Source organism: Aeromonas sp. R5-1, assembly GCF_040908265.1.
Taxonomy (GTDB): Bacteria; Pseudomonadota; Gammaproteobacteria; order Enterobacterales; family Aeromonadaceae; genus Aeromonas; species Aeromonas caviae.
Map to the genome: position 1 here is coordinate 108,833 of NZ_JBFODJ010000013.1, position 12,770 is coordinate 121,602.

Here is a 12,770-nt window from a genome sequence, read left to right on the forward strand (position 1 = left end):
GTGGAATGCGGCCAAGAAGAGGTTCATTCAAATCCCTGACAACAGCCGGAACTCCTCCAGCGCATAGGTATCCGTCATGCCGCTCACATAATCGAGCAGCAGCCGCACCCGGTAGTACCACTCCTGCTCGCTCTCCTTTTCGAAACGGGGATCCCGGCTCGCCACCGCCAGTCGGTACGCCTTGAGGTGGCGGGCAGAGAGGCGGTGGAACAGCCGCCGGGCGAAGAAGAGCTCGCTCCCGCCGTTGCCTGCGAGCAGCCGCTCGAACTGGCTGGCGGGCAGGGCCAGCAGGCAGGCGTAGGTGGAGAGCACCCCGCGCAGGGCGGCATAGCCTTCCAGCTCCAGCGCCTCCACCTCCGGGCGCATGAACACCAGCTCGCGAGCCACCCGCTTGAGGGTATCGAGTACCCGGGCTGCCGGAGCCTGGCCGTGCAGCAGCGCCTGGGGATAGGCCCCGCTCAGGATCTGATCGTGCTCGGCCACATAGGTATGGGCGGCCAGCGCCACCAGATCCCGGGTCAGATGCTGGCGAAAATGGGGGAAGAACCCCCGACCGGAGGCAAGCGCCTCATCGAGCAGGTCGGCCATGTAACCGCCCTCGTCCGCCTCGCGCAGGGCTGCCAGCAGTTCGCTCTGGGTGAGGATGTGCCTGTCCACCGCATCCTCGAGATCGGCGATGCAGTAAGAGATGTCGTCCGCCGCCTCCATGATGTAGACCAGCGGATGACGGCACCCCTCGGCCAGCCCCAGGCTCTGGCCGAGGGCACGATAGAGGGGTTGTTCGCTGAAGAAGATGCCGCGCTTGCTGGTCCAGCCGTGGTGCTGACCATAGCCCTGGGGATGGTGCAGGCCCGGCAGGGGCTGCTGCGGGTATTTGCACAGCGCCGCCAGCTGCCCCAGGGTGAGGTTCAGCTCATGGAGGCTGTGCACCAGTCGCAGGCTCTGGGCATTGCCGTCAAACACCAGCAGATCCTGGCGAAGGGTTGCCCACTGGGGGCTCGGCAACTGGTCGTGGGCACGGGCGAAGAGGCCGTCCAGCTCCTGGGCAAGCCACTGACTCATCACCTGCTCGCCGAAATGGCCAAACGGCGGGTTGCCGACATCGTGCAACAGGCAGGACATCTCCACCAGATTGATGAAGGCCCCCTCGCAGACCACTCCGGCCGGCAGCGCCGCCAGGATGCGGCGACTGATCTGGCGACCGGTCTCCTGCACCTCCAGCGAATGGGTGAGACGGCTGCGCACCGAGGCTTTCACATCGAGCGGGAAGACCTGGGTCTTCTGCTGCAACCGACGCACCGGCGCCGCCTGCACGATGCGGGTGCGGTCCTGCTCCGTCGCCTCCAGCAGGTCTTCGTCTCCCCAGGGGTGAATGCGCTCGGGGGGGATCAAACGGTCGTACATGTCGTGGCTCCTTGCCTGAGGCGTCGTGTCTACGAGAGCAGCCAGCGCCGCAGGCGGGCGATGTCACCCGGGTATTCCCGGCGCAGGGTTTCAATCCAGTCTTCCACGTTCTCCCACCAGGCGGGGTGATCCGGGCTCTGGATAAGCTGGGCCGTCTGCTGCAACCGGCGCAGGCCGATGGAGCCCGCCGCCCCCTTGATCTTGTGGGCCTCCTCCACCACACCGGCCTGATCCCTGGCAATCATGTTGGAGTCGAGCACCGCCATGTAGTCCGGCATCATCTTCTCGAACAGCTCGACGCTGGAGAGCAGCACCGGCTTGCCGACCGTGCTGGCGTAATCGGTGAGGAAGGGCAGATCCAGCAGGGCATCCTGATGGTGGACATCGTCCTGCTCGTCCGCCTCGTCCCCGGCGAGATCCGCAAACAGGTGGCCTATCACCTCCCGCACCGCCTTGGAGCCCAGCGGCTTGTTGATCACATCCTGCATGCCGTGATCCCGGTAGTACTGGCGATCGCCGGTGGCGTTGGCGGTGAGCGCCACCATGGGGGGCAGGCTGTCGCCGTAGCGCGCGAGCAGTTGCTCCGCCACATCGAACCCCGTCATATCCGGCAACTGGATGTCGAGCAGGATCAAGTCGAAATCATCCGGGTTGGCCATGGCCAGCGCCTCTGCACCATCCCGCGCCACCTTGACCTGATGGCCGAGCTTGTTCAGCAGAGCGCAGGCCACGGTCACGTTGAGCTCCACATCCTCCACCAGCAGGATGTCGAGGGAGGGCATCTCGGGCTCCGGGGCTGCGGCCCTGGGCTCGACGCAGTCCACCTCCAGCTCGGCGGTGAAGCAGGCGCCTTCGCCCGGGTCGCTGTCCACATAGAGTTGACCGCCCATGGCCTGCACCAGCTGGCGGGAGACCGCAAGACCGATGCCGGTGCCGGTGGCGTGCTTCTTGCCCTGCACCTGATAGTACATGGCGAAGATCTTCTCCTGCTGGGCGCGGGGAATCCCCACCCCGGTGTCTTCCACCTCGAAGTGCAGCGCCAGCTTGCCCGGTTCATCAGCGGCGTGGGCGAGACAGCGTATGGTGACGCCCCCTTCATCGGTGAACTTGACCGCATTGCCCACCAGGTTCCACAGCACCTGGCGCAGCCGGGTGCCGTCCGCCATCACGAACTGGGGCATGTCGCCGTCCCGGTCGAAGTGCAGGTAGAGCCCCTTCTGCTCCGCCTGGATGCGCGACAGCGTCTCCAGCTCGTCGAGGAAGGCGGGCAAATCCAGCGGAGCCGGCGCAATCTCCAGCCGACGACGGTCGAGCTTGTCCAGATCGATGATGTCGTTGAAGATGTTGCCGAGCGTCACCGCGCTCAGGTGGATGGTCTTGAGCTGTTGCTGCTGTCTGGCATCGAGGGGCGTATCCATCAGCATCCGGCTCAGGCCCACGATGCCATTGAGCGGGGTGCGCAGCTCGTGGCTGATGGTGGAGATGAAGGTGGTCTTGTCCCGACTCGCCTTCTCCAGCTTGTCCTGGTACTGCTTGCGCTCGGTGATGTCGCGACCAAAGCCGAGCAGGCCGAGCCGCTTGCCGAAGCGGTCGAAGAAGGGCACCTTGCGCAGCTCGAAGTAGGCCTTGCGGCCATCAGGATACTCCAGCCACTGCTCATAGGTGAGCGGCTCGTTCTGGGCGAAGACCTGCTTGTCGGTCTCCACCACCTTGCTGGCGATGTCGTGCTTGTAGACATCGAACGGGGTCAGGCCGATGAGTTCCGCTTCCACCTTGCCGGTGAGCTCCTCCATGGCGCGGTTGCAACCGGAGAACTGCTCGTCCTCGTTGCGGTAATAGACCAGATCGGGGGAGCAGTCGATGAAGGAGCGCAAGAGGGCGGTACGCTCCCCCAGATGCAGCTGGGCCTTCTCCCGCTGGAACACCTCGTTCTCCAGATCCTCGATGGCTTGCTGGCGCAGGGTCTCGGCCCGGTTGGTCTCGGCGATCTGGGCATTGAGGCGGCTGATGTTCTCCTGTAACTGGCTGTTGAGCTCGAGGTCGCGCTCGCGCATGTCTTGCAACTTGCGCACCATCCGGGTCAGCCGTTGGCGGGAGTCCTCCAGCTGATCCACCACGATGGAGAGAAAATAGACGGCCCAGGGGGTCACCAGCAGGCCGAAGAAGACAGAGCGCACCAGGTCGACGATGTCCACGGTGCCGCGCAAAAACAGGGTCACCCCCATCTGGATCGACACGGCCAGCACTATGATGGCGGTGGCCAGGAACATGCTGAAGCGCACCAGTCCCAGCTTGGTCATCAGGTCGACGTAATATTGCGCCCAGGATTTGATCTGCTTCATCTCGTTGTTTTCTCCCCTTTTCTTGCGCAAACAGGATACCAGTACGGCGCCATGAACTCTTGTCCGTCGCGTATTCAATTATTGATTAACGTCACACTCCGGCTGGGGTAGCATGCCTGCCATGCCTCAGTCAGCACCGGTTCCACCGGAATACCGGGGCACACTGTCACCCTTCTCATTCGTTATGTCAGGAGCATACCCGATGCGAAATCATGTTCTGTTGAGCCTTGGCCTGCTGGTCGCCACCACCGCCCACGCCGATCTGGGGGAGATCCCCCGCCAGACCGGCTGGTCCGGTTTTCTGCTGGGCGGAGTCAATGCCGGCAGCCACAAGTCCAACTTCTATGCCGGTGACGACAGCAACAGCCGTATCGATGATCTGGGCTCCCCCGGCCGCGAAAGCGGTCTGAGCCCGCTGCTCAATGCCGATATCCGCTACACCTTCGCCGATACCCGCACCCAGGTCTTCCTCGGCAACCTCATCCAGGACGCGGTGCGCTTCGACTTTACCCAGCAACTCGGTCTGCGCCAGGAGATGGGTGACAAGGGTATCGTCGCCACCTCCCTGGTGTTCAACCTCATGCCGGTGGAAGTGTGGAGCGATCCCTTCGCCACCGGCGTGGACCGCAGCGCCACCGATCTCACCTCGAAAGGGGTGCGCTTTGCCTGGGACAGGATCTGGGGCAGCAACGTCTACGCCACCCTGACCAGCCGGGAAGTGGAGCTCGACGAGGAGCGCAGCGGCCAGCAATATGACCTGACCCACGGCACCCACTACGCCTCCATGCTGAGCCGCAACGGCAAGGTCCACGACCTGGCTGTCTCCTACCAGTACCACTTCGGCGGCAACCAGCTGCTGGAGCCCGCCTTCCTCTACAAGGAGGCCCGCCTGGACGGGAGTGCGGAGAGCTTCAAGAACACCGGTCTGCAGCTGACCTATGCCAAGCGCGCCTCCCAGTGGTCCATCGTGAGCAGCCTCTACGCCGGCAAGCGCAAGTACGACGAGGCGAATCCCCTGTTCGGCCAGCGCGCCGATGCCAGCGAGTTCGCCCTCAATGGCACCTTCTTCTGGCACAACCTGTTCGGCATCAAACCCCTTGCCGCCACCTTCACCGCGGCCTACTCCAGCGCCGACTCCGACATCGACTTCTACGATGCCGAGGCGCTTCGCTTCAGTACCGGGCTGCTTTACAACTTCTGACCCGTACCAAGCAAGGAGGCCACCCCCGGGGTGGCCTCTTCATTTGCACAACCCTCGACCATCAGATGCCGAGGGAATCCAGCAGATCGTCGTGCTCGTTGCTCGCCGGCGCGGCCGCCGGTGCCGGTTTGGCTGACTGCTTGGCCTGGGCGATCAGCTCGTCGGGATCCACCTCCTCCTGCACGCCGCCATCATGGATCCGGATAAACTCCGTCTTGTCCATGGCCAGCTCCAGATAGAAGATGTTGTTGCTGGCGGTGAAGAAGGTCACCCGGCGGGTCTCTGGATTGTCGAGGTTGGTGTCGACGCTCAGCATCACCTGCTTGTTGAGCGCCAGCATCTTGGGCTGGTTCTGGGTGATGTGGGTCTGCAGCTCACGCCCCACCTTGGTGGTGAAGCTGCCGACGATCTGGTTCATCAGCTCGCCCATGACGTTGCTCACCTCGTCCGAGGTGTGGGAGATGGCAAGATCCTCCTTGGAGAGCCCCATGCTCAGCATGTAGCTCTGGTAGAGCTCCATGGCCGCAGCGGCGGAGAAGTTGATCACCACCAGCCCGGAGAAGCCGCCGTCAAACAGCACGAAACAGCCGATGTCAGGCTTGAGGCAGGTCTTGCTGATCCGCTGCACCATGCCGGAGAAGCGCACCTGGGTCTGGGTCGCCGCACTCAATACGCTCGTCACCGAATTGCACAGGCTCAGCAGTACGTCCTCTGTGGTCAATACGGCATCATCCTCGGATCTTGTCACTATCATGGAACCTTCCTGCTGATCGAAATAATGGAGCTGTCACTCGTGTCGCCCATGTCACCATGCACCGGCGCGATACGCTAACAGATTGCGTGATCCCGGTGCCCAAAGCGCGAGCCACCTCTCACTTGACTGGATTATCAGCCAGAAATGGCTGGAATCCATCCAGGGTAGCCAGACGGGTTTGCCAACTGGCAGCCGCCCCTTGCAAGGCCTGCTCCTCATAGGGAATGGCGGGACAGGCACCCCAGATGGGACCGGGCCAGGCCGCATCCGAGCTGAAGCGGGCCACGTGGTGCAGGTGCAGCTGAGGCACCAGATTGCCGAGGGCCGCCACGTTGATCTTGTCCGGGCCGAGTGCCCGCTCCATCAGGGTGGCGACGGCGCAGGACTCCTGCATCAACTGCTGTTGCTGCTCGGGGGCCAGATGATGGATCTCCCGCAGGTTGGCGACCCGGGGCACCAGAATCAGCCAGGGATACTGGCTGTCTTTGGCCAGCAGGACGCGGCACAGGGGCAGATCCCCGAGTATCCGGGTATCCGCCTGAAGGCGGGGGTGCAATTCAAACATGGGGGCCTCGCTGATCAACATGGGCACATCGGGAATCAAAGATGTGCCCACGTTACTGCAACGGGGAGCAAACTTAAAGGCGCGGCACGGCCCAACCGATGAAGCGCTTGCGAAGCGCGGGGTCCGCCTGCAGGAAAAGCTGTTGCAACTGCCCTTCCAGGGCGCTGGCCGGCACGGAGGAGACCCGGGGCGTCGCCACGGCGGCCGCAGTCACATCCGCCGCACCGGCGAGCACGGCAGGCCCCTCGCCACGGTTGTACTCCATCAGCCTGGCATGCCAGTCCATGCCGATCTGCATCCCCTGCACCATCAGCGTATCCTGGCGCACCTCGAGGGGCTGCCCCCCCGCCACCAGGCCCAGGACAGGGGCCCTGGCGTAGCGTTCCATCCCGGCCTCGTCCGCAGGCACGGGAGCCTGCAGGCGCACCGACTGCCCGCGGGCCTCATAGCGAAGCACCTGGGGCTCGGAGCGAACCTGGCGATCGTTGTCGCTGCTGTTGCGACTCGGGATCACCCCCTCGTAGCGCACCAGCAGTTGCTGCTCCCCGTCGGCCAGCACGGCATGCTGCTCGTCCTGCACCTTGCCGGCGCTCACCGCCAGGATCTGGAAATCCCGGGGCACCTCGACCCTGACCTCGGCCTGCACACCGCCGCAGCACAGCAGCGCAACCCCTGCCCAACCCTGATGACGCTTCATTCCCTGACTCTCCTTTCGCGATGAAGGGCGCAGGGTAGCAGCCCCAGATGACAGAAAAATAACGGGATGCAGGCTCACCCCAGCAGATAATGGGGCCGCTCGGCAAACCACTGGGCCAGCACCTGCTTGAACAGCCGGATCTTGCGCGGCACCCGGCGCTGCTGGGCGTGCAGCACATGGATCGGGTGCAGGCCGGTCTGCCACTCCGTCAGCACGGCCACCAGCTCCCCTCGGGCCAGGCTGGCCTCCACCAGCATCAGTGGACACTTGGCAAAGCCCATGCCCGCCCGGGCCAGTTGCAGCAGGGTGCTGTAGTGGTTGGCCCGCACTCGCCCCTGCACCAGGATGTGCGCCTCCTCCTCCCCCTGGCGAAAGTGCCACTGCTCCCAGTCCGGGTTGTGGCCCTGCAGCAGGCAGGAGCGCCCCCCCAGCTCATAGGGAGTGGCGGGGATCCCCTCCCGGGCCAGCAGGGCGGGGCTTGCCACCACCACATCCTTGAGCCTGCCGAGCGGCAGGGCCACCAGGTTGTCGGGGATCAGCTCCATGGCCCGCAGGGCGATGTCATTCTCCCCCTGGCTCATGTCGATCATGGCATTGGTGAAGTTGAGCTCGACCTGGACGCCGGGGCAGAGCTCGGCAAAACGGGCGAGCAGCTCGCTCACCATGCGGTCCCCCGTGCTGACCGGGCAGGTGAAGCGCAGGCGGCCGCTGTCCTCCTCGGTCAGGGCGCGGATCCCCTCCTCCGCCTCCCGGGCCAGGGCGAAGATCTCGCCGGCCTGCTGGTGAAGCACCCGCCCCGCCTCGGTCAGGCTGAGTCTGCGGGTCGTGCGCTGGAGCAGTTGGGCATTGAGGGCGGACTCCAGGGCGCTGACATGGCGACTCAGCATCCCCTTGCTCACCCCCAGGGCATCGGCAGCGGCGGAGAAACTGCCTCGTTGCACCACTTCATGGAAACTGGCCAGGTGAGTGATATCCATCATTAGCTCCAATATGGAAACAATGGGTTCATCATAAGCGCTTTTTCTCCCTTTTTATCCCGCTATCATCAACTCATCTCAACCAGGAGCGATAGATATGAAGATTGTGATTGTGGGTGCCTCCGGCACCATTGGCGCCGCCGTCAGCGAACTGCTTGCCCAGGATCACCAGGTGATCCGGGTCGGTCACAGCCAGGGGGATGCCAGAGTGGACATGCGCGACCCCGCCTCCATCAGAGCGCTCTTCGAGCAGGTCGGGTCCTTCGATGCCCTGGTGGTCGCCAGCGGCAGCGTCGCCTTCAATGCCCTGACCGAGATGACGGACGAGCAATGGCAGGTGGGGCTTCAGAGCAAGCTGATGGGCCAGATCAACCTGACCCGGGCCGCCATTACCCACCTGAGCGACCGTGGCTCCATCACCCTCATCAGCGGCATTCTGAGCGAGGAGCCCATCCACTGGGGGGTGAGCGCCACCACCATCAACGGTGCCATCGAGCACTTCGTGAAAGGGGCCGCCTGCGAGCTGCCAAGGGGCATTCGCATCAACGTGGTCAGCCCCACCGTGCTGGAAGAGTCCATGAGCAAGTATGCCGACTTCTTCCCGGGCTTCGTGCCGGTACCCGCCGCCCGGGTGGCCCAGGCCTACAAGAAATCGGTACTGGGGGTACAGACCGGTCAGATCTTCCGGGTCAATGGCTGAGCGCTCCGGACAACCCAATGAAAACGGGCCCCGTCATGGGGCCCGTTTTGTCATCTGCGTTGCAAGCGCCTCCCCTGCCACCGGCAAACGTTTGTTCGCCTGCGGCAAAAAAAGCGGTCGGCCTCAGTCGATCAGGCCGTACTGCTCCCGCAGTACCTCGATGATCTCCTGCTTCGGATTGGCACTGCGTACCAGCGGCTGACCGATGATCTTCTCGGCGATCCCCACATAGGTGCGGGAGATATCCATCATCACCTCGGTGGGCAGCTTGTTGTCCCGGGCCAGGGCGAAGCGCTCGGGCATGCGGTTCTTGTTGAGCAGGATGTCCGGATCCGGGAAGTGGTTCAGCAGCCACTGGCGGAAGCCCTCTTTGGACTTCTCGATGATCTCGCCGCCGCGAAGGGCTGCGCCGTCCCAGATGCGGGAGCTGTCGGGGGTGCCCACTTCATCCATGTAGATGAGCTTCTCGCGACCGGCGGCATCGGTCACGTAACCGAACTCGAACTTGGTGTCGACGAAGACCTGATCCAGGGCAGCCAGCGCCTCGCTGATGACGTTGAAGCCCTCTTTGAGCAGCGCCTCGTAGCGGTCGATGTCCGCCGGGGAGCGGAAGCCGAAGGCCTGATGGTGGCGCTCGATGTCGCCGCGGGAGACGTTGACGTCGTCCGCTTCCGGCACACCATCCAGCCCCTTGAGGATCCCCTTGGTGGACGGGGTGATGAGGATCTCGGGCAGCTTCTGATCCTTCTTGAGCCCTTCCGGCAGGGTGATGCCGCAGAATTCCCGCTCACCATCCTTGTAGGCACGCCACATGGAGCCGGTGATGTACTGGCGGGCAATCGCCTCGATCATCACGGGACGGGCTTTTTGCACGATCCAGACGAAGGGGTGCGGGATGTCCAGGATGTGGCTGTCCGCCAGCCCCTGCTCCTTGAACAGCTTGAACCAGTGGCTGGAGATGGCATTGAGCGCCGCGCCCTTGCCCGGCACGCCGTTCAGACCGTCCACCCCTTGCCAGATGCAGTCGAAAGCCGAGATGCGATCACTGATCACCATGAGGGCCAGGGGCGTATCGGCCGGCACATCATAGCCTTTCTCCCGAATGAGCCGGGCACTGTCTGCCGGGGTCAACCAGTAGACGCTGCGCACTTTGCCGGAATGGACAGGTTTATCGGTACGGATCGGCAAATCGTCGTTCACCGCCAATACTTGATCTGCAAGACTCATGGCTAATAACACTTCCTGTTGTGGGACTAGTTAGGCAGGGGCACCAGACCCCTGTCTGTGGGGGATTCACATCATCAGGTACTCAGGCCCGGGGCAACCGGCTCGGCACGCTGGCCCTGCGGCAACCCGGACATAACAAAACAGGGGCGCGAGGCCCCTGTTTCCATGCTTACTTCGCCCCCTGATCGGCCAAGCCCTTGGCAAAGGCCTCGGACAGGCTGATGTACATCTGGGAGATGACACCGGATGCGACAGGCTTCTTGTCCTTGTCGAACAGGGTGATGGAGGTCTTGCCGCCCGTCATCTCGCCGAGCTGGAAGCGATACTTGTCTTCCTCGAGCTTGAACGGTTCCGCTCCCTTGGCCTTCCAGAACTCGCTGTCCGGCTCATCGTATTCCACGTCGATCCAGCCCAGGGACTGCTGGGTATCCTTGATGGTGAAACCATAGGCAGGCAGCACCTGATTGAGGCGGCGCCACACCTGGTCAAACGACCCTTCGGCAATCCAGGCGCTCAGCTCGTTGTTGTCCAGACCCAGCTCCAGCCCCATGCCATCGCTGGACTTGTGCTGTTCACGGGCCTTGAGCTGCTTGTCGTAATAGAGGGAAAACTGGTTCAGGGCGCGGGTAGCATAACGCTGGGCGTCCGCCGGCGTCAGCACAGTGCTGGTCTCGCCGTCGATGGTCTCTTCGTGATCCAGCACCCGTACCGACATCTTGATGGCGTGGCGCTGCACATCGTTGCGCAGGGTGAACTGGTAACGCTGACGGATCTTGAAGTCATCGTCATCTTCCGCCCAGCCATCGAGCACCGCTGAGTTGTCAAACCAGCCGGTCTGCAAGACGCCGTCCTGTTGGTCCAGCTTCTCAGTGGTGACCTTGTGTTCGGCCAGGAAGTTCATCAGGAAGGCCCAGGTATCGCGCTCCACGCTCTGGGAGGTGCTGAGGGCATAGAAGGCGACGGTTGGCTCGCTGGCATTGGCCACCACCTGGCTGCCGGGCACCACGGTGAGCAACTGGGCGGGCGGACGCACGTCCACCTTGGCCCCGAGGGCGCCCTCACGGCTGCTCTCGGGCAGGGCCGGAATGTCGAAATTGCTGTTAAAGGCGGGGGTACTCAACCCGGCGGGCACAAGGAAGGCGCGGCCTTCGAGGCGGCTCTCTTCATACTCGAAGCCACGGTTGGCCATTTTGCGTTCCTGGGGTGAGCTGCAGGCAGCCAGCACGGCCACCGTCGCGACACTCAGTACCAGGCGCACTGCATTTCCCTTTCCATTTGCTTTAAACACTCGCCATCAACTCCGCAGTCGTCAGTGCTCGCGCCATCGCCGCTTCCCCCTCGGGGGTGAGATCGGTCAGGGGCAGACGCAAGGTCGCCGTCGCCATCAATCCCAGCCGGGCACAGGCCCATTTCACCGGGATGGGACTCGGTTCACAGAACAGAGTCTGATGCAACGGCATCAATCGATTGTTGATGTCATGAGCCTGCCCGACATCACCGGCCAGGGCAGCACGACACATGTCGGCCATCTGGGGCGCCGCAATATTGGTGGTGACCGAAATGACACCATCGCCCCCTTGCAGCATAAAATCACATCCGCTGGCGTCATCGCCACTATAAAGCGCAAAATCCGGCCCGCACAGTTCGCGCAGCAGCGGGGTACGGCCAAGATCGCCAGTCGCTTCTTTCAAACCTATGATGCCGGGCACCTTGGCCAGACGGGCCACCGTCTCGGGTTTGAGGTCACAGCAGGTGCGACCGGGCACATTATAGAGAATTTGAGGCAGACCACTAGCCTCGGCGATCGCACAATAGTGACGATAGAGGCCTTCCTGAGTGGGTTTGTTGTAATAGGGGGTCACCGAGAGACCCGCCACCACGCCCATGGTGGCGAAACGCCGGGAGAGGGCGATGGCGTGAGCAGTATTGTTGGAGCCGCAGCCCGCGATGACGGGAATGCGTCCGGCGGCGTATTCCACCGTCTTCTCAACCACGGCGATATGTTCCTGCTCGCTCAGGGTGACCGACTCTCCCGTGGTTCCCACGGCGACGATGGCGCTGGTCCCGGCATCCACATGATATTCCACCAGCGCTGCCAGACTGACCCAATCGATGTCGCCCGAGGGCAGCATGGGGGTAACGAGCGCAACAATACTACCGCGTAACATGGATAATTCTCCCGATTTTCAGGGGCGTAATGGTAAAGCTGCCCCTTTTGAAAAACAAGGGAGGCACGGGACAAGCCGTGTTACCATCCGGCACAAAACGTATGAATGCACGAGCGCACAAGAGGCCTCCCGGCAGGGTGCCGGCACCCGCGGTCAACGCATTCTCAATAATGGACGAGAGACGATTTATGACTCACTACCTGGTCGTAACGGCCATCGGCACGGACAGGCCTGGCATCGTCAATGAGGTGACCCGTCACGTCAGTGGCTGCGGTTGCAACATTGTCGACAGCCGTCTTGGCATCTTCGGCAACGAATTCACCTTCATCATGCTGCTGTCCGGTGACTGGAACAGCATGATGCAACTGGAAATCAGCCTCCCACTGCGCAGCCAGGAGTGGGATCTCATCACCATGATGAAACGCACCGAGCGCCACCACTCCCTGCAATATGACATCAGCGCCAGCGCAGAGGTGCTGATCCGGGATCAGCCGGGCATCGTAAGTCAGTGCACCCAGTTCTTCAGCGATCACGGCTGGGACATCCAGGCAATGCAGACCATCACCCTGGAACAGCAGCCCTTCAACCTGCTCAAGGCGAACTTTCAGTTGAATCTCTCCAAGCAGGGAGAAGAGCCCGGCTCGAAGACAGCCTTCGCCGATTTCTGTCGTGGACTGGGCGCCGAGTCGTTCGAATTCATCGTCAATCACAAGTACGCCTGACGGCGTTTATCCG

12 protein-coding genes are annotated in these 12,770 nt (G+C 62.8%); 3 read left to right on the forward strand and 9 right to left on the reverse strand.

What is annotated here, in order from left to right:
• Window positions 1–27 precede the first annotated feature (27 nt).
• Complete coding sequence (gene dgt, locus AB5Y64_RS02230; RefSeq protein ID WP_128312853.1) at window positions 28–1,404, reverse strand: dGTPase; 1,377 nt, start codon at window positions 1,402–1,404, stop codon at window positions 28–30.
• 29 nt (window positions 1,405–1,433) lie between these two features.
• Window positions 1,434–3,746 carry an aerobic respiration two-component sensor histidine kinase ArcB gene (gene arcB / locus AB5Y64_RS02235; protein ID WP_069784566.1) on the reverse strand — a complete coding sequence of 771 codons (2,313 nt, stop codon included), beginning with the start codon at window positions 3,744–3,746 and terminating at the stop codon, window positions 1,434–1,436.
• Between the two features lie 202 nt (window positions 3,747–3,948).
• On the opposite strand from arcB, the gene AB5Y64_RS02240 reads away from it, so the two are divergent.
• On the forward strand, window positions 3,949–4,947 hold the full coding sequence (locus tag AB5Y64_RS02240; RefSeq protein WP_103261498.1) for a DUF2860 family protein: 999 nt from the start codon (window positions 3,949–3,951) through the stop codon (window positions 4,945–4,947).
• Between the two features lie 61 nt (window positions 4,948–5,008).
• Here the strand turns inward: AB5Y64_RS02240 and AB5Y64_RS02245 are convergent, their stop codons facing one another.
• The 4 genes from AB5Y64_RS02245 to AB5Y64_RS02260 form a co-directional block, all read right to left on the reverse strand.
• The gene (locus AB5Y64_RS02245) at window positions 5,009–5,701 is read right to left on the reverse strand and encodes a DUF3334 family protein (protein WP_029313837.1); all 693 of its coding nucleotides are present in this window, start codon (window positions 5,699–5,701) and stop codon (window positions 5,009–5,011) included.
• A gap of 118 nt (window positions 5,702–5,819) precedes the next feature.
• Window positions 5,820–6,266, reverse strand: a complete 447-nt coding sequence (locus tag AB5Y64_RS02250; RefSeq protein ID WP_103261943.1) for an HIT domain-containing protein — start codon at window positions 6,264–6,266, stop codon at window positions 5,820–5,822.
• Window positions 6,267–6,339: 73 nt separating this feature from the next.
• On the reverse strand, window positions 6,340–6,963 hold the full coding sequence (locus AB5Y64_RS02255) for a DUF2057 domain-containing protein (RefSeq protein ID WP_171865078.1): 624 nt from the start codon (window positions 6,961–6,963) through the stop codon (window positions 6,340–6,342).
• Window positions 6,964–7,037: 74 nt separating this feature from the next.
• Window positions 7,038–7,940, reverse strand: coding sequence for a LysR family transcriptional regulator (locus AB5Y64_RS02260; RefSeq protein WP_368203202.1), 903 nt, complete (start codon window positions 7,938–7,940; stop codon window positions 7,038–7,040).
• A 97-nt stretch (window positions 7,941–8,037) separates the two neighbouring features.
• Between AB5Y64_RS02260 and AB5Y64_RS02265 the strand changes: the two genes are divergently transcribed.
• The gene (locus AB5Y64_RS02265) at window positions 8,038–8,640 is read left to right on the forward strand and encodes a short chain dehydrogenase (RefSeq protein ID WP_042881199.1); all 603 of its coding nucleotides are present in this window, start codon (window positions 8,038–8,040) and stop codon (window positions 8,638–8,640) included.
• 123 nt (window positions 8,641–8,763) lie between these two features.
• Here AB5Y64_RS02265 and AB5Y64_RS02270 read toward each other — a convergent pair whose 3' ends face one another.
• The 3 genes from AB5Y64_RS02270 to dapA all read right to left on the reverse strand — a co-directional run bounded on the left by AB5Y64_RS02270 (window position 8,764) and on the right by dapA (window position 12,035).
• Window positions 8,764–9,867, reverse strand: coding sequence for a phosphoribosylaminoimidazolesuccinocarboxamide synthase (locus AB5Y64_RS02270; protein WP_039040947.1), 1,104 nt, complete (start codon window positions 9,865–9,867; stop codon window positions 8,764–8,766).
• A 169-nt stretch (window positions 9,868–10,036) separates the two neighbouring features.
• A complete protein-coding gene (bamC, locus tag AB5Y64_RS02275; RefSeq protein WP_029313833.1) occupies window positions 10,037–11,155 on the reverse strand; it encodes an outer membrane protein assembly factor BamC in 1,119 nt (372 codons plus the stop codon).
• Complete coding sequence (gene dapA / locus AB5Y64_RS02280) at window positions 11,148–12,035, reverse strand: 4-hydroxy-tetrahydrodipicolinate synthase (RefSeq protein WP_316286772.1); 888 nt, start codon at window positions 12,033–12,035, stop codon at window positions 11,148–11,150. The genes bamC and dapA overlap by 8 nt, the downstream gene beginning before the upstream one ends.
• Before the next feature lie 188 nt (window positions 12,036–12,223).
• Between dapA and AB5Y64_RS02285 the strand changes: the two genes are divergently transcribed.
• The gene (locus tag AB5Y64_RS02285; RefSeq protein ID WP_201872398.1) at window positions 12,224–12,757 is read left to right on the forward strand and encodes a glycine cleavage system protein R; all 534 of its coding nucleotides are present in this window, start codon (window positions 12,224–12,226) and stop codon (window positions 12,755–12,757) included.
• Window positions 12,758–12,770 lie beyond the last annotated feature (13 nt).